The organism is Rhizobium sp. 3T7 (assembly GCF_020166565.1).
Lineage (GTDB): Bacteria > Pseudomonadota > Alphaproteobacteria > Rhizobiales > Rhizobiaceae > Rhizobium.
In genome coordinates this window covers 27,890-54,470 of record NZ_JAIQXS010000020.1, presented here as the reverse complement: position 1 = coordinate 54,470, position 26,581 = coordinate 27,890, and the positions used below count along the sequence as shown (strand labels likewise).

17 protein-coding genes and 3 pseudogenes are annotated in these 26,581 nt (G+C 59.2%); 6 read left to right on the top strand and 14 right to left on the bottom strand.

The window, feature by feature from the left end:
- Positions 1-373 precede the first annotated feature (373 nt).
- Both K9B32_RS22945 and K9B32_RS22940 read left to right on the top strand, forming a co-directional pair.
- Positions 374-2,752: an autotransporter outer membrane beta-barrel domain-containing protein gene (locus K9B32_RS22945; protein WP_224566305.1), complete on the top strand. Its 2,379-nt coding sequence runs from the start codon at positions 374-376 to the stop codon at positions 2,750-2,752.
- A gap of 443 nt (positions 2,753-3,195) precedes the next feature.
- A pseudogene (locus K9B32_RS22940) lies at positions 3,196-3,297 on the top strand (IS110 family transposase); the annotation flags it as partial.
- 10 nt (positions 3,298-3,307) lie between these two features.
- Here the strand turns inward: K9B32_RS22940 and K9B32_RS22935 are convergent.
- Entirely contained in the window at positions 3,308-4,201 is an 894-nt protein-coding gene (locus K9B32_RS22935; protein ID WP_224566303.1) for a LysR family transcriptional regulator, read from the bottom strand.
- Between the two features lie 152 nt (positions 4,202-4,353).
- On the opposite strand from K9B32_RS22935, the gene K9B32_RS22930 reads away from it, so the two are divergent.
- Entirely contained in the window at positions 4,354-5,007 is a 654-nt protein-coding gene (locus K9B32_RS22930; protein WP_224566301.1) for a hydrolase, read from the top strand.
- 347 nt (positions 5,008-5,354) lie between these two features.
- On the opposite strand, the gene K9B32_RS22925 is transcribed toward K9B32_RS22930, so the two are convergent.
- The 8 genes from K9B32_RS22925 to K9B32_RS22890 form a co-directional block, all read right to left on the bottom strand.
- Positions 5,355-7,655, bottom strand: a complete 2,301-nt coding sequence (locus K9B32_RS22925; RefSeq protein ID WP_224566299.1) for a cellulose synthase — start codon at positions 7,653-7,655, stop codon at positions 5,355-5,357.
- Positions 7,652-8,701: a glycosyl hydrolase family 8 gene (locus K9B32_RS22920; protein ID WP_224566297.1), complete on the bottom strand. Its 1,050-nt coding sequence runs from the start codon at positions 8,699-8,701 to the stop codon at positions 7,652-7,654. The genes K9B32_RS22925 and K9B32_RS22920 overlap by 4 nt, the downstream gene beginning before the upstream one ends.
- On the bottom strand, positions 8,698-11,193 hold the full coding sequence (locus K9B32_RS22915) for a cellulose biosynthesis cyclic di-GMP-binding regulatory protein BcsB (protein WP_224566295.1): 2,496 nt from the start codon (positions 11,191-11,193) through the stop codon (positions 8,698-8,700). The genes K9B32_RS22920 and K9B32_RS22915 overlap by 4 nt, the downstream gene beginning before the upstream one ends.
- Positions 11,193-13,382: a UDP-forming cellulose synthase catalytic subunit gene (gene bcsA, locus K9B32_RS22910; protein ID WP_224566293.1), complete on the bottom strand. Its 2,190-nt coding sequence runs from the start codon at positions 13,380-13,382 to the stop codon at positions 11,193-11,195. Before bcsA ends, K9B32_RS22915 begins: the two co-directional genes overlap by 1 nt.
- A gap of 58 nt (positions 13,383-13,440) precedes the next feature.
- The gene (gene bcsN / locus K9B32_RS22905; protein WP_224566441.1) at positions 13,441-14,445 is read right to left on the bottom strand and encodes a cellulose biosynthesis protein BcsN; all 1,005 of its coding nucleotides are present in this window, start codon (positions 14,443-14,445) and stop codon (positions 13,441-13,443) included.
- Between the two features lie 216 nt (positions 14,446-14,661).
- Positions 14,662-14,868 carry a hypothetical protein gene (locus K9B32_RS22900; protein ID WP_411969739.1) on the bottom strand — a complete coding sequence of 69 codons (207 nt, stop codon included), beginning with the start codon at positions 14,866-14,868 and terminating at the stop codon, positions 14,662-14,664.
- A gap of 55 nt (positions 14,869-14,923) precedes the next feature.
- Positions 14,924-15,061 (bottom strand): hypothetical protein, encoded by a 138-nt coding sequence (locus tag K9B32_RS22895; protein ID WP_224566449.1) that lies wholly within the window; start codon positions 15,059-15,061, stop codon positions 14,924-14,926.
- 185 nt (positions 15,062-15,246) lie between these two features.
- Positions 15,247-16,092: a class I SAM-dependent methyltransferase gene (locus K9B32_RS22890; RefSeq protein WP_224566291.1), complete on the bottom strand. Its 846-nt coding sequence runs from the start codon at positions 16,090-16,092 to the stop codon at positions 15,247-15,249.
- A gap of 627 nt (positions 16,093-16,719) precedes the next feature.
- Between K9B32_RS22890 and K9B32_RS22885 the strand changes: the two genes are divergently transcribed.
- The gene (locus K9B32_RS22885; RefSeq protein WP_224566289.1) at positions 16,720-17,400 is read left to right on the top strand and encodes a peroxiredoxin-like family protein; all 681 of its coding nucleotides are present in this window, start codon (positions 16,720-16,722) and stop codon (positions 17,398-17,400) included.
- 345 nt (positions 17,401-17,745) lie between these two features.
- Here K9B32_RS22885 and K9B32_RS22875 read toward each other — a convergent pair whose 3' ends face one another.
- On the bottom strand, positions 17,746-19,161 hold the full coding sequence (locus K9B32_RS22875) for a DUF1254 domain-containing protein (RefSeq protein WP_224566287.1): 1,416 nt from the start codon (positions 19,159-19,161) through the stop codon (positions 17,746-17,748).
- A gap of 427 nt (positions 19,162-19,588) precedes the next feature.
- Here K9B32_RS22875 and K9B32_RS22870 point away from each other — a divergent pair.
- Positions 19,589-19,858: pseudogene (locus K9B32_RS22870) on the top strand (GDCCVxC domain-containing (seleno)protein); the annotation flags it as partial.
- Between the two features lie 102 nt (positions 19,859-19,960).
- Here K9B32_RS22870 and K9B32_RS22865 read toward each other — a convergent pair.
- Positions 19,961-21,970 carry a BTAD domain-containing putative transcriptional regulator gene (locus K9B32_RS22865; RefSeq protein ID WP_224566283.1) on the bottom strand — a complete coding sequence of 670 codons (2,010 nt, stop codon included), beginning with the start codon at positions 21,968-21,970 and terminating at the stop codon, positions 19,961-19,963.
- Positions 21,971-22,144: 174 nt separating this feature from the next.
- Between K9B32_RS22865 and K9B32_RS22860 the strand changes: the two genes are divergently transcribed.
- Complete coding sequence (locus K9B32_RS22860) at positions 22,145-22,381, top strand: hypothetical protein (RefSeq protein WP_224566281.1); 237 nt, start codon at positions 22,145-22,147, stop codon at positions 22,379-22,381.
- Between the two features lie 990 nt (positions 22,382-23,371).
- On the opposite strand, the gene K9B32_RS22855 is transcribed toward K9B32_RS22860, so the two are convergent.
- The 3 genes and pseudogenes from K9B32_RS22855 to K9B32_RS22845 all read right to left on the bottom strand — a co-directional run bounded on the left by K9B32_RS22855 (position 23,372) and on the right by K9B32_RS22845 (position 26,129).
- The gene (locus K9B32_RS22855; protein ID WP_224566279.1) at positions 23,372-23,737 is read right to left on the bottom strand and encodes a VOC family protein; all 366 of its coding nucleotides are present in this window, start codon (positions 23,735-23,737) and stop codon (positions 23,372-23,374) included.
- Positions 23,738-23,994: 257 nt separating this feature from the next.
- Positions 23,995-24,221 (bottom strand): annotated as a pseudogene (locus K9B32_RS22850) (GntR family transcriptional regulator); the annotation flags it as partial.
- Positions 24,222-25,415: 1,194 nt separating this feature from the next.
- Positions 25,416-26,129, bottom strand: a complete 714-nt coding sequence (locus K9B32_RS22845) for an SHOCT domain-containing protein (RefSeq protein WP_224566277.1) — start codon at positions 26,127-26,129, stop codon at positions 25,416-25,418.
- Between the last annotated feature and the right edge of the window lie 452 nt (positions 26,130-26,581).

The following is a 26,581-nucleotide window of genomic DNA, read 5'->3' as shown; positions in this document are numbered from 1 at the left end:
AAGCAAAACCCCGGAACCCGGGGTTAAGTGCATGTCATTCAGTTCAATTCGATAGCTGCTCGGCCCGCTTATCGGCTGCACAGCTAAGTCGATCACATGATGCACCAGGCTTCCGTTTCCGCTCATCGAGCGCCCGGCGCCTTCCATCTCTGATTCTGCGTCTTTCAGCGTCAACGACGAGCGCGCGTCTTATAGTATTTTGGCAACACATTGGCGACAATTTGCCTGCCATACACATTGCGGTTGCACGCGCGCGATTCACGGCAAAAAATCGGGCTGCGATATCGCTACGGCTGCGATATCGCTTCGAGGAGGGGAGGTTGCCGCCGGTCGGTGATCTGTCCGGTATTGCGGTAAAGGGGATGGGCGACAGATGTCGCCTGCCGAGGAGATGCTGCCAATGCCTTCTTCCAACGTGGAAATCGTGCGAAGCGCCTCTAGCGAGCATCCGGACGCCAGTGGGCTCATCGATTGGCTTACCAGAACTTGGCTTCCTTGGTTTTTCCTGACAGTGTTGGCCTCGACCTTGCTGGCATCGGAAGTCGCCCGATCGCAGGAATTCGGCCCCGGCACGATAAATCAGACCATCAGCAGAGGCCAAGCCGCGACGGTCGTCGGCTCGACACAATTGTCACCCCCCACGGGCTCCCAGGCAGCCGCGATTGGTGGTCCCGGCACCGTCACCTTCAATCCGGCCGCGGGCAGCCAGCCTGGACCGATTGCGGTGAATACCGTCAACGCAAGCGCCATCATTGTTTCAGGTAGCGGCCAACTGGTGATCAATCCGAGCGGTAGCGCCTTTCCGACTACTATCACCACCACGGGCAACAATGCTTACGGCATCAACGTGACGTCGGGTCAGCACACCGAGTCGCTGAACAACGTGCTCATTACCACCTCGGGCGCGAATTCGGACGGAATACGGATCGAAAATCCGAACAACATCATCAACGCGACAGATGTAACGGTGACCACCACAGGGGCAGGCGCCAGCGCGCTTGCCCTGATCAGCGGTGGAGGATCAACGGCGAATTTTACAAACGGCACCCTGCAGAGCGCTGGCGGCCCGGCAATTCGGATCCAGGGCGGGAACAACAAAGCCGTCAACTTGACTGATGCTAGTGTCTTGGCGGGCGATGACGGACGATGGTTATACGTCACCGGCGCCGGTGCCGCTACCATCACGGCTTCAGGCTCGGAGTTGACCGGCACTGCCATCACCGACAGCGGCAGTACATCGAACCTCATATTGAAGGACGACACTGTCTGGACTGTGACCGGGAACTCCAACGTCACCAATCTCACGAACAACGACAGCCTGATTGATTTCGCACTTCAAGGCGGATTCAAGACACTGACGACGGTGAACTATGGTGGTCAGGGCGGCACGCTGGGGCTCAATACCAGGTTCGGTCCCACCACGAGCGATCAAAAATCAGATGTCCTCCAGTTGGACGGAGGGCAGGCCACCGGCACAACCCAGATCGACATCAAGCCCATTGACCCCGAAAATGCTGTCCCGACCGAGGGCAACGGCATCCTCCTGGTGAATGCGATCAATGGGGCCACGACGGCCCAGAACGCTTTCTTCATCGACAATCTGGTTGCCGCGGGGCCGTACGAATACGAGCTTTTGCGCGGCGGTGTCGACGGCACCGACCCGCAAAACTGGTACTTGCGTACTGGAGGCGGGTTCACAGATCCTTGCGATCCTGAACCGCCCCCGGGCGGCGGCAACGGCAACGGCAACGGTGGCGGCAACGGTGGCGGCAACGGTGGCGGCGGCGAAGGCGGGGGATCACTGCGGCCTGAGGTGCCGCTATACTCGAATAGCCCAGTTCTCACCTTGCTGTACGGTTCAATGCTTCTCGATACGTTGCACGAGCGAAAGGGCGATGACTGGAGAAACGAGCTCGGCGAGCAGCAGATCTGGGGCCGTGTCGTGGGACAACATGGCCTACAGCGCTGCTCCATCAACCGTGAGAAGGATGTATCCTACGACGTGTTCGCGACACAGGGCGGAATCGACCTTTACTATGGCGAGGGTCGCGACGGCGGAAAAGACCGGGCGGGCGTTTACGGCGCGATCGGCACCGCATCAGGCAACTCTCACCTGTTCGACGTCAATCTCGGCTCTAACGACAACAATGCTTACACGGTCGGCGGCTACTGGACGCATTACGGCAAGGAGGGCTGGTACATCGACGCCCTTCTGCAGGGCACTTGGTACGACATCGAGGCCAGTTCCAGCCGGCCATATTCGCTGTCTACCAACGGCTTCGGCATCGGCGCATCGCTGGAGGCTGGCTATCCGTTCATCGTCTCAGACGACGTGGTCATCGAGCCGCAGGCTCAGCTGAGCTATCAGCACATCAACATCGGTGACGCCAATGACGGGGCCGCGACGGTCAGCTACTCGGATGTCGATAGCCTGGTCGGCCGGGTCGGGGCGCGCGTCGCGAAGACCTGGAAGCTCGAATCCGCGGATGCCGACCCGCGCCAGATGACTGGATGGCTGCGCGCCAGCTATGCCTATGAGTTCCTCGCGGACCCGACCACGTCGTTCTCGTCGGGCACCGGCCCGGTGCCATTTACCGGCGACTATTCCGGCGCTTCACTGATTTTCGACGCCGGCGTCGATGGCTCCGTTACCAGCAATATCTCGCTCTACGGCAGCTTGAATTATCGCATTTCGCTCAACGACCTTGGTCATGCCATCGGCGGAAAGGTCGGACTGAAGATGAAGTGGTAAGTAAAGAGACATCGGCGTACAGCTGAACAATGGCATGCAAGCGATGGTGCAAGCGCCAGCCAAGGGTCCTTTCGTGATCCGGCGTCCGCGGCGGCATATTGATGTCCAGCATCTCATCGGCAGAGCACTTGTCGTTGAATGGCGCATCGTGCCCCCGGTAGCAGTCAAACTCCTTGGCGAAGTCGTAGCGCAGCTCTTGCATCGACTTGTTGCCGTATCGAGCGAGCGCATCCGCAGCCTGCATTCATCCGCTGCGTTGGCATTTCTCATACGAATAGCGGAGTTCGTGACCGATGAAGTCGGACGGATAAGGCCATGCGCATAGCGCCTCTCCTTGAAGAGGTTGTCGACAGCCGAATAATGTCGATGATCGGATTTGCGCCCCCCGAGCTGGGAGAGAGATGGCGAGACTTGGCGGCAGCGACGCCCTCATCGCAGCCAGGAAACCACCAAAGGCCGCCATCACCGCAATCATGCGAAAACTCATTATTCTCGCCAACGCTCTCATCAGAGATCAGCGAAAATGGTGCCAAAAACCGGCTTGATCAGGATACTTTAGCGATCGACACCCGCGAGGTGCGGAGCCGGTTCGCAATACTCAATCAGCAATTCGGTGAGGACCCGTATCTTCCGTGCGGGATGCTGGCCTGGTGGACGGATGACATATGCACCCGCCGGAGGTGGGGGATAATGTGTCATGACCGGCACAAGCGCTCCGGAGGCTACATATTCATCGGTGAGGCCGTCGGGGAGATAGGCGATCCCGAGTCCTGCTGTTGCGGCGGCGACAAGAGCTGTGCCGTTGTCGGCCTTGAAGCGCCCCTGCGGACGAACCGTGATGATCTTGTCGCCATCCATGAGTTGCCAGGCTTCGGTGCCTTGCATGAGAGCCTCATGAGCGACGAGTTCCTCCGGCGTCTCGGGCGACCCATGCGCCTTGATGTAGTCCGGGCTCGCGACGAACTTCCCATGGATTGGTCCGACGCGTCTTGCGATCAAGTTGGAGTCCTGAAGATAGCCAACCCGTATCGCACAATCATAACCCTCGTTGATGAGATCGACGAAGCGATCACTGTAGCACGTGTGGATTTGGAGCTGGGGGTGGCGGCGCGCCATTTCCGCGAGGATGGGAGCGAAGTGAGTCGGGCCGAAAGAAAGCGGCACGGCAACTCGCAAGCGGCCGCGAAGGTCACCGGCGGGTAGGATCGTTTCCCTGGCCACGTCGATCTCGGCGCAGACCCTGGCTGCATAATCTCGGAACGTGGCCCCTGCTTCCGTGAGAGCGGCGCCCCGGGTGGTTCGTGCAAGAAGCTGGACACCAAGTTCCGCTTCAAGCCGGAAGAGCCGCCGACTGACGATTGACTTGGAGACGCCGAGCCGGAGCGCAGCAGGCGAAACTCCCCCAGCATCAGCCACTTCTACGAAGGTCTGCAGCTCTTCGATGTCCATTTAGCGTTCCCCTTTCCGCGACACAGCTTGCCATAAAAGGATGCTACCGCATCTCGAATAGGAACGACAATAATGGTTCCAGGCAACGTCGCCACTGGCGCATGTCTCCCGCAAAACCAATGCCGCTCACAACGGCAGCAAAGGATGCAATAATGACCTTTCGTAATGGCCTTGCTTCGCTTCTTCGTCCCGAAGATTCGGTACTCGTTCTTATCGACCACCAGCCCTACCAGCTCGCCAATCTGAACAGCCACGACCCGCAGGCCGTGGTGAACAACACGACCGCCTTGGCGAAGTCCGCCAAGGCCTTCGGCGTCCCCACCATCCTGACCAGCGTGATCGCGGCGCGAGGCGGTCTGATCTTTCCGCACATCACTGACGTGTTCCCCGGCCAGGAGGTAATCGACCGGACCTTCATCAACACCTGGGAGGACCGGAAGGTCGTCGATGCGGTCAAGGCGACGGGCCGCAAGCAACTGATCATCGCCGGCCTGTGGACCGAGGTCTGTGTCGCGATGCCGACGATCCAGGCGCTGGGCGAGGGCTGGGATGTGACGGTGGTCACGGATGCGTCGGGCGGCACTTCGGTTGAGGCCCACGAGGTCGCGATCCAGCGCATGATCCGCGCGGGCGCGAACATGATGACTTGGTTGGCGGTGGCCTCGGAGTGGCAACGTGACTGGGCCAGGACGCAGCACTCCGGAGAGTTGACGGAAGTTCTCAAGCAGCACGCCGGCGGCAGCGGCATCGCCTATCTGTGGGAGCAGCAGCTGCTCAACACGCCGGTGTCGAGCAACGCAGTCTGATCTGAGCGGGGATGACGAGAACCTTGAACGAAGCGATGCGAAAAAGCGCATCACTTATCGAGGCTCGTCATCCACATTCGTTGGCGAGAAGGTTCGATGTCTCGTTCGGCCGACTGCGGCCATTGGTGGGAATGGCGATATAAAACCGGATATCTCCAGGGTAAGAGTTCATCGATCTGGCGCTGCTTATGACAGGCGCAATGGCGGGGGACGAGCACCGAGCGCGTCGCTTGGCCGGGCCGGAGGAGCTGATCCAGGCACTCCAGTCGCTCCCGACGTCGCCGACCGCCCGCAACGCCAGACAATCTATCTGGCGGCCCGCGCCTTACAGAGTCTACCCGCCATCGTTAGTAGACACTATCAGGATGTGTCGATGCCTTCAGATCGGCCAGGCCGCGGTTTGCATCCTTGCTGCCGGTCGCCGCGGCGGCCGTGAAAATCCGCTCCGCGTCTCCGTACATCTTCATGCTCAAGTAGGCGTATCCGCGAAGCACCATCAAGTCGATCGGTTCCTGCTGGAGCTGCGCGCGCTGATCAAGGAATATCAAGGCCTCTCGATAACGCTTGGCGCCGAAGGCGGCCAAGGCCCTGTCGGCCAAGATCGCGACCTGCAGTTCGGCTGCGCGTTGTTGTGTCTGCGGTGCCCTCGTTGCTGCAACGGCGGCATTGTTGGATAGGCCGGCGCGCAGATAGGCGAGGCTCTGGCCATAGGCTGCATCTTCGCGCGTCTTGCGTTTTGGACTGGCCAGCGCTGCCTCGAACGCCTTTACCGCCTCCATCGGGCGATTGAGGTCCATCAGGCACCAGCCGCGTGATAATGCCGTTTCCGGATCGAGCAATTGGGCATTGATCGTGGTCGTGCACCCGCGCACCTGCCGTGCACTGCGGGGAACCGTCACCGTTTGCATCGCAGGCTGACGCGAGGCCTCGACGCGGGCCGGTGGGCGTACGCTCTCAATACGCTCCGCCGGTGCCCTAACGGTTTCAGGGGGCGGGGCCACTGCGCCTTGCGGCACCGCCTGCCCAGGAGCGGGCAGGGGAGGTTGTGTGGCTTGCCGGTCGGTAGTTTCACCCAACTGCGCGATGCGCTCGGACTTGCCCGCCCATAGCCGTTGGATCTCGGCCACGCCCGCGCGGTCGTGCAACTGCTCGCGCGTGATGGCCAATCCGTAGGCGGATGGTTCGTCATCCGGTTTCCAGCGCAACGCCGTCTCGAACCAGCGAGCCGCCGTCTGTGGTTGGTTCAGAGTCCGGGCGAACCAGCCGAATTGCTGCGCCGTCGGCACATATTTTTGCGCAATGACCTCGGCGGCGATACGCGAAAGCACCTCTTCACTAAGGTTCGCCGGTGGCTGTAGGGCCATCAGGTTTGCCGTCGCTGCAAGATAGGTCGCGGTCGCGTCCTTGGAGGTACCGCGCCACTTGTACATGACGTCCTCCGCCTCCTGGGGCTTCTTCCCGGCGATCAACACCAGGGCCAGCCCCTGGGAAGCAATTGCCGTGTCTTCCTTGTTATGCGCTGCCCGGAACCATTTTTCGGCATCCGCATAGTTTTTCCGGCGAAGCTGGTACCAGCCGAGAAGAAGCGCGTCGGATGCCAGGCCCTCGGTTTCGGCAAGTCGTTGAACAATCGAAAGGTAAGCTGGCGCCACGTTAAGATCGGGGTCGTCGTTGCCAGCTGCGACAAAGCGACGGGCAAGGTCATTGCGGATGCTGTCGAACTCGCGACCGCCGTTGCCATCGGGGCGTTCGAGCGCCAGGAGATCCTGCATCGTTGCGTAAGACAGCAAAGCGGACGCTTTTTGAATGGTCGCCAGACGCTCCTGCGGATTCGTGCAATTCTTCAAGATATAGACATAGGCATCCCGGGCGCGAGGCGCGCGATCCGTCCTCGCGAAGGCTTCGGCAACGCGCCAGAGCACATCGATGTCGCTGCATGTCAAAAGGCTCGGCGTGTTGGCGCCGATCTGGACGACAGTTGCGTATTGCTTCAGGTCGGACGCATTGACGAGGCGTGCACGGGCTTCCGCGACATCCAGTCGGTCAAGCAAGTCGGGTGGCGGCTGCCATCCCGGTTCGGAGGCCTGCCGATCGGCAATGGCCTTGCGAAGCTCCGCATAGCGTCCCTCCGAATACAATTGCCACATCTGTTCCAGTTGCCTGTCGCCGCTCTGCGGAACCGCCAGAGGGTCGGCGGGCGGCACCCAGTTCGGGTAAAGCGCCTGGAGGCGCGCGATCTCGGCCTGCAGTCGTGCCTTGTCGCCGCGGCTGGCGAAATAGCGCAATGCACTCTCATCGACTTTCGGCTGAGCCGGCTTGGCTGGCTGAGAAGCGGGAGGCGGCACTTGCGGTGCCTGTGCGACCGTTACGGATTCTTCGATCTCGTCACCTGCGGTCTCGCTCTCCTGAGGCACCGGCGGGACTGTCGCTGCGGCTTGCAGCCGATCGGCAATCGCCTGCACGTCGATCTGAGGCTTGGGGCTGATCTCTGGCCCCGTGACACGACCCATCAGCATGAACTGTGGCGCGGGTGCATGACCCGATCCGCCGAAGCCGAGCATCTCCTGAAGTGCCACACGATCCTTCAGGGCGGTCACCAGACCGGCCACCGCCACCGCGACAACAATTGCAACGGATGAGGATCTCACAGACACTCCGGATGCTTCTCCCCGACAAATGCCAACCCAAGAAGATGAAGGGTCGATGGATAGTAGAGCGATGGCTCGAACTGCTGCGACGACTCAGGCAGCTTCGTTCCGTCTGTCACACAGGCCACGACATCGTTAACAATTCGATAACCCTGGTCCGACAGCCGCGTCTTTGGCTTACCGGAGGCGAGGCTGATCGTCGCCAAAGTGCCGTCCTCGGCGGTCATTCCCTGGCGCAATCTTGACAGCAGAGCCTTGTCCGAAATTCCCGCGCGAACGAGGTAGAGCGGTATGCGCAGGCTGTTGTATCCGAATTCGGCATCGAAGCCCTTGGCGGGCTCCGGCATGCGATTGAGGCTCACCCAATCGCCGGGCAGCTTTCGTGGTCCGAATTTCATCGACCGCAACAGTGACAGGCCGTCATCCGACAGTTTCTGCCAGGCGTTGGATGGTGCCAGGAGCGCCATGATCGGGATCGCCTCGTAGACCCAATAGGAGGGATTGATGATCGGGCCGTCCTTGCGATCGGGATAATCAAAACCGCTGGCGCCAGGCAGCAGCAGCGTGCGTCCGCCTGAACTGACCACGACATGCGAAAGAAGCGCCTGGGCCATCTTCGCGGCGGACTCGATATAGTCACTTCTGTTCCAGGCAGACCCAGCAAGGGCCAGCGCATAGGCAATCAACAGATCGCCATCCGACGCGTTGTTGATATCGGTGACATGCGGCGTAACGGCGGGATCCCATTTCCAGGCCGCCAGGCCATCGTCGCGCAGCAACAGTTCAGTGCGCGTGAAGTACCATATCTGCTCGAAGTCTGCGGGGTTGTTGGCAAGGTAGGCAAGCAGCAGACCATACCCTTGGCCCTCGCTGTGGCTGATATTGCCGTTTGCATCATCGACGATGCGGCCGCTGGCATCCAAGAACTTCGCCTTATAGGCGCTCCATGCCTGCGGGTTGATCCCCGGACCTTGCGCCTGTGCGGACTGGCAGGCGGCGGCGACCGCGAAGCTTGCGGCGCAGATCAGTTTCAACAGTCTCTTCATTCGCGCCTGCCCAGCCTGGAAAGCATGGCTGCCGTGGCAACACCGATCAGAAGCGAAAGGACGACCAGAAGGAAGGCGTAGGACAAGATGTTCGTAGACAACCAGTTCGCAGCGATCAGGCGATAATTTGAGATTGACCACGGCTGAGAGGCAACGAAATCGAAGCGACCGACCGGGATGCTTTCGACCTTGCCGGTCTTGCTGGAATAGCTGGCGATATGACCCGCGACCTGCGGCCAGTTGACTTGTGCGGTAACTGCCTCGGCGCCCTCGCGCAAGTCCTTGGCGGAAGGAGCCGTGACGATGGTCCAGGACGATCCCCCGGCGGCGCTTTTGCCCTGAGCGACCAAGAAGCTGTCGTCGTTCGAGGGCGTGAAGGCTTCTTCCGATCCGGGCACGAACTGCAGCGAACTTAGCGAAATGTCGAAGTTGCGGCGAAGCCACTCCTGAAATGACGTGATCTGCCCGCGCCATACTCCGCCGCCAACTCTCGAGCGCCAATCGTCAAAGGTCACGGAGCGTTCGGTCTGGTCTGATTGGGCCGCGGCGGGGGGGCGCCAGGAGGCCTGACTGCTCGTCGCTATGTTCAGCTGAGTCAGCACCGCCGGCGGCATCTGCGAGATCGATCCAATGAAAATGGCGTCTCGCTCGCCGATGGCGCCCGGTGTCGCAGCCGGCTCAACGTCGATCGGGCGGCCGGCAACGATCGCCATTTGTCCGAGCAGCGTAGCAGTTGCCGACAGCGTATCGCTATCGATCCGGTCGATGAAGAGGGGCGTTGGCTGCGTCGCGCGATTATAGGGATAGCCGGTTCCAGATAGGCCGGCCAGGTTCGGCCGCTGCCCGATCCTGGCAAAGTCGGGAATGTGAAGCTCGCTGGTGTCGAACAGCGCAAAGCGCGGTGCTGCGCCAGCCGTCGTGCCGGGCACGCAGACCTCGTCCTCCTTCGTCATCAGGATGGATTCGAGCGACAGCGTGTTCAAACCCGGCCTGAAATGCCGCATCGTGACGCGAATGGGCAAATGCCGGAAGATGCCTCCGCCCGTTGACGAAATCGGCACCGTTGAAGCGATATTGCCGTTGACATAGATGTCGATATGGCTGCCGGGCAGGACGTTCTGCGTAAAGGCTGCGTCGAGCAGGACGGTGGCTTCGCCATAGGCGTTCGCGTAAAAATCGGACGGCACGGCGATATTGAAACTGGTACGGAAGCGTCGTCCCGAAAACTCCGCCGTCGCCACGCCCAGCTGCGCAAACGTCAGGTTCGCGGCCGACAGAATGAGCGGCGCATCCGGGGCGCTCCAACGCTCGGTTACCAGCGTGTCGCGACCGGCCGTCGCTGGGCGATCGGTTGTCGAAACGATTGTGTCGATAGCAGACGAGATTGCTGGCCAGGACGGGCCGCTGATCAATAGCACGGGTGTCCCAGACTTCGGATCCGTCACGAACGAGGCCAGCGGCGCCGCTTGCGCGGCCGGCGGCGTCGCAATGACTGATTGAAGCTCGGCCGGCGTTCCAACGACGACAGTCATACGACCCGCACCCGCTTGCGGCAAAGTGTCAGGCGTGAATGAGAAGGTCTGGTTCGGCATGCCGCTCAGGACCGCAAGGCCCTGGGCAAGGCGTAAGAGAGGCTTTGTCGTGCCCGGCTGCTCGAGCGCCGGCACGACGAAATTGAACTGCGTCTTGCCGGTTTCATCCACGCCGATCGCGCGAATGGCGTCTGTACTGGAAAACCTCGCGGCCTCTTGCCCACTAAAGCTCAGATAGGTCTTTGCCGGGTCGATGTCCGTCCAAAGTTCATAGGTCGATTGCACGGTGCAGTCGGTGCGGTGGCGTTGGCTGGCTTCGAATGTCAGGAGATTCGCGCCCGGTTGCAGCAGTCCTGCGGGCACGTCGAAGGAGACGTTCGATGGCGCGTCCGATGAGGCGATCGGCTGTTGGCCGACGATCCGGTTGTTCAGAAGAACCGTTAGTTGCGACGCCTCCGGGGCAACGACGACAGCATTTTGATAGGAGAAGTTGAACTTTGCTGGCGCGGCAGCCTGCTCTGGCGTGATGTAGATCGACCACGACTTGCGATCATACTCGCCATCGAGACCAAACTTCGCGAAAGGGATGACATACCTTAAGACTGAGCTTTGACTGGCTCGCTGGATGGCCGGTTGCGCAGGGCGTTGCGCCTGTGCCGGGGCAACTGGTGGGGCAGGCTGCGGTCGAGCGACGTCGGCCGGGGCCTGCGGTTGCGATGGTGGTGTTGGCGAGGCTGACGGTGAAGCGGGGGGCATGGAGAAAGGGGGCGTGGGCGCGGCAGGCGTCGCGGGGGCCACCGGTGTCGCTGCCGGCGCTGGCGTGGCCGGCAATGTCAGTCTCGGCACCATCGGCGTACTGCCCTGCTCACGCTCACCCGACATGTCGAAAGGCGCCGTTTGCGCATAGGCAACCGCGCAAGCGGCGAGGAAAAACGCAAAGATCGATGTGATCTTCTTCATCAGTTGCCTGCCTTCGCGACCTGATGCTGCCGCTCGCGTTCGGGCCGCATGCTGCGGAAAAGGTACACGAGACCACGGCTTGTCTGGTAGAGCGATAGACCGAGAAACCAGATCGTCCCGCGAATAAGGCCTGGGTTGTGGCGACGCGCCTGCTGGAACTGCGTCCACTGATCGGAATTCGCAAACATCAGGTCGGCGATCAGCCGGTGATCGAGGGCGCTCTTCGGACTATATTGGCAGCCAACGGCCAAAATCTCGCCGGAAGGCTGGATATTGCGGACGATAAGCGGCAGCGTTTCGATGCTTGCGCCGCTGTGAGGCTGGAAGCGTATCTCGCCCACGGCGCCAATCACCATCGGATCCAGCTGCTTATTGAACACATGCAGCCGTGCGCCGTGTACTGAGACATCCTCGACGGATGCCGTGTGCCACTTGCCGTTGACCCCGAATTCGCAGCGGCGGTTCACGCGCACGCGGCGAGACGCGGCCCGCTCGCCACGTTCGGAAACGACGCCTAGGGCGCAGCCGGCCATGATCAGGTTGATGATGTTCCAGCCGCCGACAACCAAGGTCACGTCGGCCTTATAGGGCTCGGCATAGATACGATAGATGGTCACTGCCAGAGCAATCAGCAGTACGGCAAAGATGACGAAGAACGGCCGGCTGATTTCCGAAAGACGGCTGAGCGCGATCGACTCGTCCTTCGCCGTAACCTTGAACGTTGGCTTTTGCGGATTGAGCATGACCGAGACCACTGCCGGGAGCAGGTGAACCGTCTGAACATACTCGTAGAGTTCCGATATCCACGGCCAGCGAAAAGAGCCGTAGAGGTAGTTCTGCATCATCAGGTTCACGAGCATGTATGCCAGCGTATAGGCAAGGAACTCGCCGCCCGATGCGGTGAAGATCTCCAGATCGAAGAAGAGGTAGAAAAGCGGCGCGAACAGAAAGATCGTGCGGGGAAACGGGAAGAGCCAGAAGAGCGTCGACGACATGTAGCAGAGCCGTTGCGGCAGTGTCAGACCCCGCTTCAGCAAGGGGAAGCGGAAGCGCAGAATTTGCATCATTCCCTGTGCCCATCGGCTGCGCTGGCCGATGAAGCTTGCAAAGGTCGCTGGCTGCAGCCCGGCAATCAGGGGCTTGTCCACATAGATGCTGTTCCATCCGTTGCCGTGAAGCGCAAGGGCAGTTTCGCAGTCCTCGGTGATGCTGATGCCGCTGAAGCCCCCCTGGGATTCCAGCGCCCTTCGGCTGAGGACGGCGGCCGAGCCGCAGAAGAATGCTGCGTTCCATTTGTCGAGACCGCGCTGGATGATGCCGTAAAACATCTCGTTCTCGCTCGGCATTCTCTCGAAGGTTCGAAGATTTCGTTCCAGGGGATCCGGGTTGATGAAGAAATGCGGTGTCTGGACAAGGAACAGCTTCGGATCGTCGTCGAAGTAGCCGACGGTTTCGAGCAGGAAGTCGCGGGCCGGTGCGTGGTCGGCATCGAATACGGCGATCAGCTCGCCGCGCGAATGCTTCATTGCGTTGTTGAGGTTGCCAGCCTTGGCATGCTCGTTTCGGTCGCGCGTGAGGTAGCGTACGTCGAGATCCTCGCAGAGCTTCTTGAGCTCGTTGTGGCGCGCCACTGCTGCCTGGGCTTCGAGAAGCTTGTTGGAATTGCGCTTCTGCAACGTGCCGCCATCGTCCAAGAGCCAGACATGAAGCCTTTCAGCGGGATAATCCATCGCCTTTGCGGCGGCCAGCGTGTTGGCCAGGAGGTGCGAGTCCTCATTGTAGGTGGGAACGAACACGTCGACATGGGGAAAGCGTTCTTCCTTGCTCGCGCGCGAAGGGCGCGAAGGTAAGGGCGTGGCGACAATGAACAGGCTGAGCGCCAGCATCGCCACGCTGTACATTTCCGCCAGATAGAGCAGCAGGCCGGGGATGAAGTTTTCTGGCTGATTGATCGGCGGCAGCGTGCTGGTCGTGCGCCAGTAGACATAGCGAAGAACAATGGAGGTGCCGAAGGCAAGCGCAATCAGCCTCCAGGTGCCTTCGGCCTTCAGCCCCTTGATGATCGCCATGACAGCGACAACGACAATGCTCGCAATCAGCTGGGTCTGAAGGTTCACTGGCAGTGTGATCAGCGCGATCACACACAGAGAAACGATGGCCCACGTAACGATGCTTCGGGCTTTATGCATCAACATCCCTTTGACAATGCAGACCCGCGTGCTTGGGAACACTGCAGCCTTCTCACGTCTATCGTCGGCACGCGGCCGTCATGGCCGAATCCCCTATGCAATCTGGCGACGGCACCGATCGGCCGCTCGCCGTCGCGGTTTTCGGTTGCGGCTGTTGGTTCGAAGGCACGGCTGACATGCCTGGTTGCGGCAAATCGCTTGTCGTGTCCGGCAGCGGGACGCGAGGACCTGTCGGCTGCGGTAACTGCGCAGGCGCCTCCTCAGCTTTCGGCTGAACGCTGCGTACGCGAACGACACGAGATTGGATTTCCGGGCGGGCAGGTTCATAACCAAAGGCCATCGGCATGCTCCTGTAGCCGCCCTGGTCCGGATAGATCGGATTGCCAGGGCGCCCGAGCGTCGGATCAATACCCTGCGCAGATCCAAATGGATTCCAGATTTCTCCGTCCAGCATCCCGACGATCGTGTAGCCGTACATTATTCCGAGCAACTGTCTTTCGGTTGCCCGCGCATCGCAGAGGCGCAACCGTACCTGGATCATTCCGAAGTTGCGCGCTTGCGTATGAGCGGATCTGCTCGAGCGGATCTGCTGCCAGCCATAAAGACAGGTATCGCCTAAACCGCTCTGGCCAGAGGCATAGCCGAACGGTCCATAGCTGTTTTGCAGATAGGTCGCCGATCGCGTCATTTGCACGCCGGGAACGGCCGCGAAAGCCTCGCGGATTATCCCGTTTTCGCTGATCATTTGATACGAAGCGTTTCCGGTACCTGGATTGGCACCTGATGCCCCAAGGAATTGCACCTTGAGAAAATTCTGCCCGGATACGGAAGACGACGTGTAGAGCGAAATCATCTGCTCGGTGCCGTTGCCGCGCTTGTGCTGGACGACGCTGACGATCGAAGGGCCGCCGGGCGGAGGCAAGGCCAGCGCCTGCTCGGCAGGCACCGTTTCGGGAATATTTGGGGTCCTGACGTTTCCCGACGATTGGCATGCGACCACGAGCCCGGAAAGCAATGCCAAGCATGACACCTTCAGTGAGCTGAATGTTTCGGGTCGCCGCAATCGTCTTTCCTCACATCCATGCGCAGGTTTCGCGGTGGACTTCCGAATCAACGACCCTTGAGGCCGCCACCCATGGTAAACGACGATTATGGTTAACCCAAAGTTAATGCGCGGGGTCAGGATAGCTCTCATGGAGAAACGGTTCGCGCAGACATTTCAGCGCTTCATTTTCCGATTTCGTCATCATGCCCAAGGCGCTTGGGCTTACGACTGACTTCAATGTGAGTGCCTCGCCGATCTTCGCAGACCGCCGTCGACTTCGCAGGTCACGACCGATCTCAAGCAAGAAGGAACGGGCTCGGCGCTATGGTAGTCGTAAAAACTCTTGCCGACCTCCAGCCCCAGCCACTTCGCTTCGAGAAATTTGACCAGCAGCAGGGGGCGGTACTTGGGGTCCGCGAGCCCTGCATGGAGCACGTTCATGATGGCGAAGCAGGTGTCGAGGCTGATGAACTCGGCCGGTTCGAGCGCACTCTGTTCATGATCGAACGGTATTCGAGCCCGGCATCGCGCCGGCGTTGGACAAGAAGCGGCCCACAAGCTCAAGCGTGCCGTCTTCTTCCACGAGCGTGACATCGCCCTTCGAGCCCTTCTCGATCGTGCCGTCGCGGCTCACGGCCCGAACGGCCGCCCAGCTGAAGCCCGGACCGCGTCCCAGTCGTCGTCAGGAGCGGGAACGCCACGGTTCACTGTTTGCGTTCAAGGCCGGGTTGGGAAAATGTGATGTAGCCTCTTTACACCTTCTGTTGGATGCTGAAACTCGTTCCTTTCAGCAATAAGATGTCGCAAAGGCACCCTAGGCTATCGTGTGCCTACGATTACTGTTGCAGTTGAGCGAAGGTGAACCTTGCCATCGCTGACGAATTGCAGCGCTAGCTCCAGGACCTCGCGACGAATCTTCTCCCGTGTTGCCGTATCGGCCCTGGATAGTCCAGCGACGACCGGTGCGGCGATCTCAGTCATGAAGTCCCAGTAGCGCTCCGGGGTATCGTGGACCATCATCGTCGAAACCTCTTCCTCGGCGACGTCGAGAAGGCCCGCCTCTCTAAAGGTCTCGACCATCATGCCTTCCGCCGCGCAGCGGAACAAACCCGGAGAGCCGGGTGGCGGCGGGGGCATTTCCACGTGACGGGCTATAGTGTTCATGATCGTGGTCGCCCATGGATTTTTGGCAGGGGTGCTCCATACTGCGGCGCAGACTCGCGCACCGGGCTTTGCAACGCGTGCCATTTCCTTTGCGGCAGTAGCGATATCCGGGAAGAACATAAACCCAAACCGGCATAGGACTGCGTCGAAACTGGCATTGGCAAAAGGCAACGCTCCCGCATCGCACAACCGCGTTTCGAAGTTTTTGAGGCCACGTTTGGCTGCGTTTTCGGCGGCTGCGGCCAGCATATTTTCCGAGAGATCGGTTACGGTCACATGACCGTCGGGGATTGCCGCCGCCGCCGTCAGGCCGGGCTCGCCGGTGCCAGCGGCTACGTCAAGTACGCTAAAGCTGTTTGAGAGATTCGCGCTCCGAAGCATGGTGTCACCAAACGGCGCGAGCCAACCCAGAACCAAGCTGTCCCACTTTTTCCAGCCGGCCGAAAACTTGTCCCAGGTCTCTCGTTGCTGGTCACGGATATCGTCGAGATTCGCTGACATGCACGCCTCCTCCCTGATGCGTCCAACCGGCAAAGCCACTATGGGCCACTGATATCGGGATTCAAAGGAAATATGCGGCGTCGAGGTCGGCAAGCTTTCCTAAAACGTCTCTGGAAACATCGTGGAGGATGTCGAGGAATTCGGCTGCAAGTGAATTCTGGCGACGCACGATCACGACAGCGGGTGTTATAGCGATTGAGCGCATCAATTTGGAGGATGACGTCATCTATCGCTTTGCGACGGCAGGGTTAGCAATCTGGGTGGCCGCCTTGGGCCGCCACCAGCGGGATGCAAGCCTTCGTTTCCTTTCAATCACCAGTGGACAATGATCGTTGTCATTTTCGCAGATCAGTAAGGTCGGTTCTCGCCCCGATCTTGGCCGGTGCGGTTGGCTGCCGCCATCCAAACGGTCGCTCCGCGGCTCTGGATCACGCTTTGCTGCTTAACGCTTGCTCGCGGGCCAATGTGGGGCCATTCTCAGGGGGGATCCTGGCGGTACGCCGAAGCGAGGGGTCTAGGCCCGTAACGCTTGATCTTAGCCTCGGCAGCGCCCAACGCGGGCTCGACTTCAAAAGCACTTGTCGTGGTGCCTTTTCTTGACGGATCGCCGCGGTGAGGAGGTTTTCCATGTCTGCGTGCCATGTCGAACATTTGTTGCAACCGGGCGACCAAGCTCCGAATTTTGTGCTGGATGCGATTTCGCGCCAAGGGAAGATCGCACTTGAGGACTTTCGCGGCCGCAGCCCGTTATTGATCGGTCTATTTCGGGGCCTGCACTGTCCGTTCTGCCGCCGCCATGTCGCGGCGATGGCACAGCTCAACCCGGCCCTGCGCGAGAAGGGCATCGAATCCCTCGTCGTTGTAAGCACCCCGGTCGAACGCGCACGGCTCTATTTCCGTTACCAGCCGATACCCAATCTTCTTGCCGCATCCGACCCGGAACGGGCTTTGCATCGCGCCTTCGGCTTGCCCGTCCTCGAGTTCACCCACAATGAGACCGACTGGCCATACAAGGTTGGAATGGACGTAGTGATGGCAATGCGGGTCGATCGACCGGGAGAGTTGCCTGAACCGATGCCCCCGCCCACAGCAGGTGATCTTCTCAACAAGAAGGACGGGTACGAAATTACAGAAGCCGATCGGCAAGTAAGCCTGGCCGGACATATGCAGCTTGTCGGTCACTTCTTGCTCGATCGAGAAGGTGTGGTGCGCTGGAGCTTCACGGAGGTCGAAGACGAAGGGCGAAATGTGTGTCAGGCGCTCAATCCCGAAGAATTGCTGTCGGCAGCTTCCCAAATCGCCGATTAAAATTGAGACCGCAGTAAGGAGATATCACGTCCGCTGAACCGGCAGCGGGCATCCACTCCACTTTCAAGGCTGCTGTAGAACGGCTTCAACTGTACTCGGACGCTGTCGAGGTCGAGATGGCGGTCAATCCCGCGCAGCAGATGGTCTGTAGGGACGTGATCACCCGAGGCAGAAGTCGTAGAAGAGCTGCGCCGGAGCCGCCTGACATCCCATCATTCGCCTGATCCCCTGCAAATCACTCAGAGGATTGAATCACGTGTCTCAAGCACCGGCAATGCTGAGTTTTTCAACACGATCCGCCACTAGCGGTCGTCGGGAAGGCGTTGGGTTCCGCGATCTGCTTTCCTATGTTGCCAGCTTCATCGGCGGATGCTTCCATGTCCCGTCAAGCGCTGCTTCCTTTGGCCAATAAAGCCGCATGAAAGCAATGAAGGGACCCTTCGGGGCAGGCAGCCAATTCGGTTCGTTGTCCTTGCCCGGCGACTCGTTCTGGATATAAAGATTCACGCCTCCATCCGCGTCTTTTTCCAACTGCGGCAGCATTGGTGAATTGATTAAGTAGCGGTTGATGGGATTGGCGACGAGCAGGCTCCGTGGCAACTCATACATAGTCAGTGACCAGAACGCGTTGACAGGTGGCAGTTGCCCCGGCGCGAAGTGGATGGTGTAGCGGTTGGAACCTTCCAACTGGTGTCCATCAGCATCGACCGCATAGACTGGATACATCGCCTCCTGTTTCGAATTGCCCCCTATGCCGAGCACTGCACCAGCCATTCGGTAGAGGTAATTGTTCTTTAGATACTTCCGCGTACCGAAGAGGTCGCCCGAGGTGACTTCCCCAGTATCGATTTTCTGCTTCTCAAGCTTCTCGAGTTCAGTCCAGGCGTCCGCCATTCCCTGCTCGATAGCGGCTTTCATGTCGGGCGAGAGCTTGCTCGCGTCGAAAGTCTCCCCGGCGCCAACCCCGATCTTGGCAAAGCGCTTCATCAGTTTGGTTTCCGAAGGATCGGTCGGACAGTATTGCAAGATGAAGTTGAGGATGTCGAAAAACTCGGGCGACGTCTTCTCCTCGTCTGGCGAAAGCGGCTTGACGAAATCAACGGCTGGTGCGGCTTTTGGCGCGGGCTTGCCGAGGAATTTGGACAGCGGCTCTGCCTGGTATCCGGCCTGGACTTTCTTGACGTTATCGAGATCGTCTGGATTGAAAAGTTGCGTGCGGTAGGCGGCCCATACAAAGTCGGTCTCGGAGCGCATAACCTTCTTCACGCCCTTGGGCGTCTTGCCTTTCCAGTTTGGCCCGGCGACGATGAAGCTGCCACCATCGTTGCCGGTCGCCCGGCTACCAATATAAGCGAAGTTGAAGGTGTAGGCGTCAATCAACTGGACGCTGAAATAGCGATCCTTTTCAATCGGTGGAACGGTGAGCACCATGGGTTCCGTGCGCAGGTCCAAGCCCAGCCACGAGTAGGGCGTGTCCGAGTTTGGCGTTTGGATCGCCGTGTCCGCCGGGGTGTAGACCCGTGGAGTGTTGATGATCTCATTCCACGGTCCCTTATACTCGGGATTTTTAGTGTCGACGAAATACGCGTGCTGAATGCGGTAGCTGTCCACCATTGGGAAGCCGTAGACGTAAGCCTCCTTCGCGATGGCGCGCGCATCTGCAGGAGTGACTTCCGCGGCCCTGGCCATCACCGGGGCAAACCCCGCAAACCCCGCAGCAAGAACCAAGCCTTTGGTGAACTCACGTTTTGTCATGTCCATGGCTCTTCTCCCCCCAGTACAATCGTGAAGGCGGAGTCTGCGCCTGAATTCTGGAAGCGCAAGTTGTATCTTGGGGCATATTAGAAGTCTAACCAGCGTTCGATTTGTCGTTGTAAACTTCGAGGGTGAATGTCGGCCGCAATCCAGACCGTGAGTGGCCGCGCGACCGCTATGGACGCCGGGAATGTGCCCCCAGATCGATAGCAGCGGCACCCGCTATTCCAGGTTGGCGGCGTCTTAGTCCGGCGGGCTGTGCAGGCTTTCGGTGACGGCCAGCTTTTGGGTTGGGGCCTGTCATTGTTGGGCGCAATGCCTAGTGTTTGCTGCCACCAGGCCACGCCATTATCCTGTTAAGACAAGCCGTAAAACATGCGGCGGTGGACAAACGATATGGCAGGATTATCAAAGAACGACGGTACAGCTATGATCAGTACTTACCTGTCCACACTGTGGCTGTCAGGTAACGGAAACGATGCCCACCGACGCTTGCCAGGTCTTCTACGATTGCATGGGATGCGGCGCAAAGCTTCGGCCAAAGGCCGGAGACTGTTGTGTCTTCTGTTCTTATGGTGACGTGCCATGTCCGCCGATCCAAGCCACCAGGGAGAGGGGGAACCTCGCGTATTCGAGGTTCGCCGATAGCGAATTTGTTTGTCATATGCGGCTTGAAAGAGCCATGGGAGTTGTATGCGAATAGAGCGCTGGCTGCCTTCGTCCGTTTCTGCGACGGGTTTGTCCGCCCATGTCCGGCGTATCGGCTGGAAACCTGAACATGCTCCAGAGCTGCCGTCTGCGGCTTTTACTCTGGCAACCCCGCCATCCGAAGAGCCTCGACATATCGCTCGAGATCGTCGGGTCGCCGGAAGGGCGGCAGTACAGCGGCAAGATTCGAAAGGCGCAGCGCAGGGTCTAAACGGCGCAATCTTGCCATCGCCTCGTGGGCTTCCGCCCTTCGCCCGGACATGACATGACCTGCGGCCAACACCCGGATCGCGCTTGGGTAGTTCGGTTGATGGCGTAACGATCTTCCCGCCCAGGCCGCGGCGTCACCATAGCGGCCGGCACAAAAGTGCGCCAGTCCGGTGTTAAACTGCCAGGCAAACAGACGGGGGTCCAGAGGGCTCAGACGCATGGCCAGCGCTGCGTCCTCGACCGCCTTGTCCGGTTCGCCAAGGCAAGCTTTCACCCAGCTACTGACGCCCAACGCAGCGGCCAGATTCGGATTGAGAAAGAGTGCGCGATCAATGCAAGCCGAGCACTGGTCAAGGTCGCCGCCGACATAGCCGAGCACGTATCCGCCGTAGGTAAGCGCCACCGCATCGTCCCAGCCCAATTCGACTGCTCTTCTGGCGAGACTGCTCGCTTCAGCAGTCTCGTCGACGGCATTGGCCATCCAGCCGTGGCTTTTTTTGGTGGCGTAGCACCGCGCAGCCCGCGCATATGCTATCGCAAACCCGTGGTCGCACTCGATCGCCCTTTTGAATAGCCGCAAGGCCTCATCAATCACCGCTCTGTTCGTGATCGTCCGGTCGAAGGCTGCAAGTCCGCGGAGGTAGTAGTCGTAAGCGTCCAGGCTCTCCGTTGTCTTGCGCTTGGACCGCTCGATCTCAGCCTCCTCTACCTTCGGTGTCACGGCACCCACGATACTCGAGGCGACCTGATCCTGAAGGTCGAAGACATTCGCCAAAGTCCCATCGAAACGATCTGCCCATAGATGAGCCCCGGTCGCAGTATCGATAAGTTGTCCGGTTATCCGAAGTTGCTCACCAGTTCGCCGCACGCTGCCCTCAACGACATATCGCACGTTCAGTTCGCGCCCGACCTTCTTAATGTCCACGGCCTGACCCTTGTAGGTGAAGCTCGAGTTTCGGGCGATGACGTCGAGGTGCCGGAATTGCGTGAGAGCGATGGTGATCTCCTCGACGATGCCGTCGGCAAAGTAATCCTGCTCTGCGTCTCCGCTGAAGTTCTGAAACGGCAGGACGGCCACCGATGGCCGATCGCCATGGCTCGATAAGACTGCGACTCGTTGCGGTTCCGACACGATTTCAAGCCCGGATGCTATCCCATTGCGATCGGAACACTCCTGCGACTGCAGCGTGGCTGCCAGCGACGATGTCGCCACCTCGGGTTCTGCGCCGAGATGCTTCTTCAAGAGCGCTCGACACACCTCGAATTGGCGCAGCGCGGAGTTCTGATGCCCTCTGCCAGCATGAATGCGCATCAATGCCCGATGGGCGGACTCCTCCGTTGGCTCGGAGGCAAGCAGTCTCTCCGCTAGCGCTTCGCAGGCGATTGCCTCTGCGGACTCCGACCCCGTGAGCGTGAGGCTCAAACGCTCCACCAACTGGAGTGCTTTCCGCAGGTATCTGCTTCGATAGGGCCCGAACCACTCGTCCAGCCCGTCTGAGATGGCCTCTCCTGCCAGCAATTCACCGCGATAAATCTCAGCCGCCGATGCGAGGTCAGTTGTCCGGTCGGCCTCTATCTTTCGGTCAAAGACCGAGATATCAGCGTCATCGGGACCAACAATCAACGCGACGGTTTCCTGGTCCCCCTCGATATGGGGAACACCTCCGTCAGCCGGAAACAAACGCCTGATGTCGACTAGCGATTGCCGCAGGCTGTTGCGGGCTTGCTCAACGCCGCGTCCCGGCCAAAAAGCTTCGCACAACCGTTCGCGGCGATAGCCACGCTGGCCGCCGAGTACCAATGCGGCGAAAACAAGCGCGGTCTTGCGAGTGGCGAAGCGGACTTGCCGGTGATCGGGCGAAGTAACTTCGAGTCCGCCTAACAACCTGATGCGCACAGATCGCCTCCCGATTTCCACCGTTCCAAAGAGAATAGCATTTCCACGGAGTGATTTAACACGGATTTAGCGGCGGTCTGACCGAAGCTCTCGGTTTTTTCACGCCCGGACGAACGGCAGCGAAACGGCGACATGGCAGGCTCCCGATCATGAAATCACGAACGGGAGACAAAAATGGCACATTCGGAAACATACGCTGTCATCGGCGGTCCAGAAAAGCGCCTTCTCGAACCCTATATCTCGGTAGGGATCATCGCCTTCCTGAGGCGGTGGCGGCGTAGCGTCGCGAGGCGGAAGGCATTGGCCGATCTGACGATAGATCAACTGCGAGACATCGGTCACCCGGACGCCGATCGTCCCAGATTCGAGATCGATGCACGTCTGGCCGCGAAGTTGATGTCGATGCGATAAGTCAAAGTGCGCGACAGAAAAAGGCCGTTACATTGTTGACAGCATCCACGATCGTGTCGGCGAGGAGGAGCAGTTGAAAGGCCGCGCCGACATAGGCGCGGATGCAAACCTCCACGTCTACTGGTTATGCGGTATCGGGAACTGGGCATCGGGACGGTTATCCGAATGGCATCCATCTCGATATTTCTGCGCTCGGCGTCGAAGGGGCCCAATTGGCCAGCTCCAGCATCGAGATGCGAGAACGACGCCCACGGCAGTGATGCCGTGTACCGCCTTGTCTTCTGCCATACAGCGGGAACCTCTTGCGTTGATCTGCGTTTCGACATCCTCTAATCCGGTGTCGGTTGGAGCGTTGACGTGCAGGTAGTGAAGGAGTTGGGCACTGTCGAGGTGGTGGCAGCACGCCATCCGCGGCGTCGCATTGTCGTCATTCAACGTGACGATGGGCGGTATAGTTACGCGGAGCAATACTATTTTGTCTCCAAATATGATGGCGAAGTAATCTCGGAAGGCTGGCATACACTTACTGCCGCTGGCCTGTATGCGAATCTCGATCTTGCTGAGGCAGAGGGCCGAGCGTCTTATGCGCGGTGGCATGGGCTAGAGGATTGAGCGGTGGGATACGCCGAGGCCCGGGCTCCAAAAGGCCATGCCGATAAAGCTGCTGGCGATCATAGGCCCAAATCTTCCGTTCGAAACCGATGCCGGGCAATCTCCCCTAGGAATTTCTTTCGTTCGGTAGTCTCTGACTTCCACTAAAGCCATATCTGCCGATCTTTGAAATTGAAATTCTCCTTTTAAAGCTGGCTATTAACGTATTTTTTCGACTAATTTTGCCGCTGTGCATCGTCGATGGAGTTCCGTTTAGAAGTCCGCCACTCATGGTAGTGCAAGGAGAAATTAGGTGATCGAGAGGATGACTGCAATGGGCCGATAGCTGCCGATCCCTCGGCAGCTTATGTGTGGACGAAACCGCTGCGGAGGCCGGACTCAGTCCTTCTTGAACTCGAACAGCTCGACGATGTTGCCCGACGGATCTTCGAGCAGGATGGCACGGCCAGCACCGCTGGCACTTACATCGCCGCGGAAACTTGCACGCGCCCGGCGCAACCGCTCAATCAGCGCATCGAGTTCGCTCGTGATGATCATAAACCGGTTCCACCCGCCCGGCTTCGGATTGCCGCCCGCCTGACCACCGCTTCCTGCACCTGGGGCGCTGAGATAAAGCGTCAGTTCGTCGCGCACGAGCGCAGCAAATTTGCCCGGATTGTGCTTGTCGGGCTTGAAATTGAGGTTGTCTCGATAGAACGCGACCGCCTCGTCAACGTCGACGACGATATATCGGACGGAGACCATTCAGGCTTCTCCTTTGTTTGATAGCGACACAATTTTAGGTCTACTTTCTAATCTATACCAAAAGCCGAGAGGTAGACACCGGAAGCGGTATTCCGCCTTGGGTATCAAGCGTTGGGTTTTCACCACTAGGGAGGCGTCGCGTTCGATCTGCGCTCAACACTCAAGCATTGCATGGCCGCTTTGGGCCGATAGCACCCTATCGGCCACTTCGGCTTCGCGCCCAGTAGCTGGGGCGCGGGTTCATTGCTCGCAATTACTGCGCCCCGCGGCCCGAGCATCACGTCAGTTTTGTAGTTCTCGCGCATAAGGTTGATGAAGTTATCCTGGAACTGGCGCGTATGAGCGTGCGCCAGCTCGTCGGCCAAATCAACGGTTCTGTCCCGGATCGCTTCCAGCATCTGACTGTGTTCGTCGGTTAGAAGATAACCTCGTGCGTCCTCTCCAGGTATTCGAAATGCAGATGAAGCATACGCTGGGTTTCAGACGACATAGCTGTTCTCCTTCTTGAGGTAGAACTGCTGCCGAAGCGGTGAGTTCCCGTGCGACTGGATCGCTCCTCGAAAAGCTGAACTTGAATCAAGTCCGGTGCGCGTTAGATTGGACCCACGGCATTTCCAACACTGACCACGGAGGTACTGGCAGCTGTTGCAGAGATGCATCGAGGAAGGCCGGCCCCGTTCCGGCCTTTTTCTTTTCAGCGACCGTCGTGCGAATAAGCCGCATAGTGTGGCGTTAGACCAAGCACGGCACGGTCCGATTAAGAGAGTCTGTTCGCTCTTGCCATTATGGGGAACGCCACCACACAATTCCCTATATTCACACTGGACGACGACGAGATTGAAGTCCTCAACGCATGGCGCCAAACAAATCAAATAGACCCGGAAAGCGAGTGCACTCGGGCGGCAATCGCGACGGCTTTTGACCTGATGGAGGCCGGTTTCCGGACGCGTGAGAGCCTGTCGATCGCGCTCGCCATGCGCTAGCCCCGTCGGTCGGAACGAAATGCGGCGGGCCGCGTTGTGCGAATAGACGGTAGGGGTTCTGACATCCCTGCCGTTCCCTTTCAACGTTACTCTTCCTCGCCCCGCTGATGCCCATGCGGGGCTCTTTTTGTGGCAGAGTCGTATCACGTGGATTGCGGGCGGACGCTGGGACGCTCGGCGCGACTGGCTGGCCGTCTGATCCAGAACGGCATCAGGCAGAGACAAATCCATAACACGAATAGCCATGCTGCCACGCAAAGCATGATGCCGATCGCGGCGAACCGCACCGCTACCCGGCGCCAAATTGCGGCAAAGGCTGTCGCCACCATTCTCATTAAAACTCTGGCTGATGAGGCTAGAAAGCCAATTGGTGGGCGACGCTATACGGTTTCCCGCGGGAACCAAAGGCCCATACGGATAGTTTCCACCACGCTTTGAAATTGAAGCCGCTCAGAGCCAACTATCGACCCCCGCAGCCACGACTGCAGGGTTTCCCTGTGTTGCCAACCCGCACTTTTGCGAGTGGACGTTCGTCGGGCGGACTGCTCCTGACAAGGAGAGACAGTTATGAACCGCACTGAACCCGCATTCCTCGCTTTCCGGTATTCTGATGGTACTTGGACGGCCATGATTGTCAGCGAGGACGGACTGGCGGGATGTCGTCCACTAAAGGCGAGATGTACCCACGCCCCCTCTCAGAACCGACGGCTCAAAATCTTCGATTTGATCTCCTGGAACTCGGAGTCCGATATAACGCCCGAGGCAAGCAGGGATTTCGCGCTGTTGATCTCGTTTGCGATGGCATCCGTCGGCGACACCTCTGAGGAGCCGCCTGCCGCCTGGAACAGGCCGCCGAGGTTGATAGCGCCTGCGAACGATCGATTCTCTTCAATGCCACGGATACGACGTTTCTCTGCCCAGGCCTGCTCTTGAGATTGAGCGTATTTGTAGACCTTCGCCGCGTCTTCTGGGCTTCCACCGCCAACCCCCAGGCTGCTACCTTCAGGCTCCAGGAACGAGAAGGAAAGCGACGTGCCGAAGAGTGCGGGAAAGATGTTCTCGTCCATCTGAGCGTTGCTGAGGTCTTTCCACTGCTTGTCCAGCATGCGGTAGCCACCCAGAATTTTCCGGCGAACAGAAATCATGCGGCTGGTGGTTATCACGATGGACACACGGCGCCGAAAGAGTGCCATCGCACGGTATTCGATGATGCTCGCCACGACGCTCTCGTCAGGCATCAACATCGCTTCGATCTTCGTCTTGACCTTGGCTTCACGCTTCGCGGCGCCGACGAATACCAAGATGAAGTAGAGCGGAATGAGGAGGCCGGCGACGAACGAGCTGACAGCTAGGATAGCGAGGGCAAAGAGCATAAGGACAAAAAGAAGGATATTCAGAAGACCGCGCATTTCCACTCTCAAAATTCCGAATCAAATCACACAATCAATTGCGACGGTCAGTCATAAAGCGCAATCCCAATAAGAGCTTGTCGCGTCGGGCCGCTTTGTCTCGCCTGTGCAGACGGTCCAGACCTTCCCAAGGCGGTCATAGTAGGCAAGGTTCTTGGTATCCTCCCACGGTTCGGTGAGATAGGTCGCCGTCAAAGCTACGAGACCAAGCCCCGATGCAGGGCAGCTTTTGCTCTCCTATTTGCCATTGTCTCGAGACCGGACAAGGCGCCAGCCAGCAAGAGGAGACGAATGCTCCAGGCGCACAGAAGCACCCGTCGCCATTCAGCCTGAGTTTCATGAAGGGCTCCAGATTGTTGGAAAAGGGAAAGGCGCGCCGAAGCGAGTCTTGCGTCTATTAGTCTGAGGGATCGGTGCGCCAAGTCCTGGAGCAGCACAACTTGGCAGCTCCA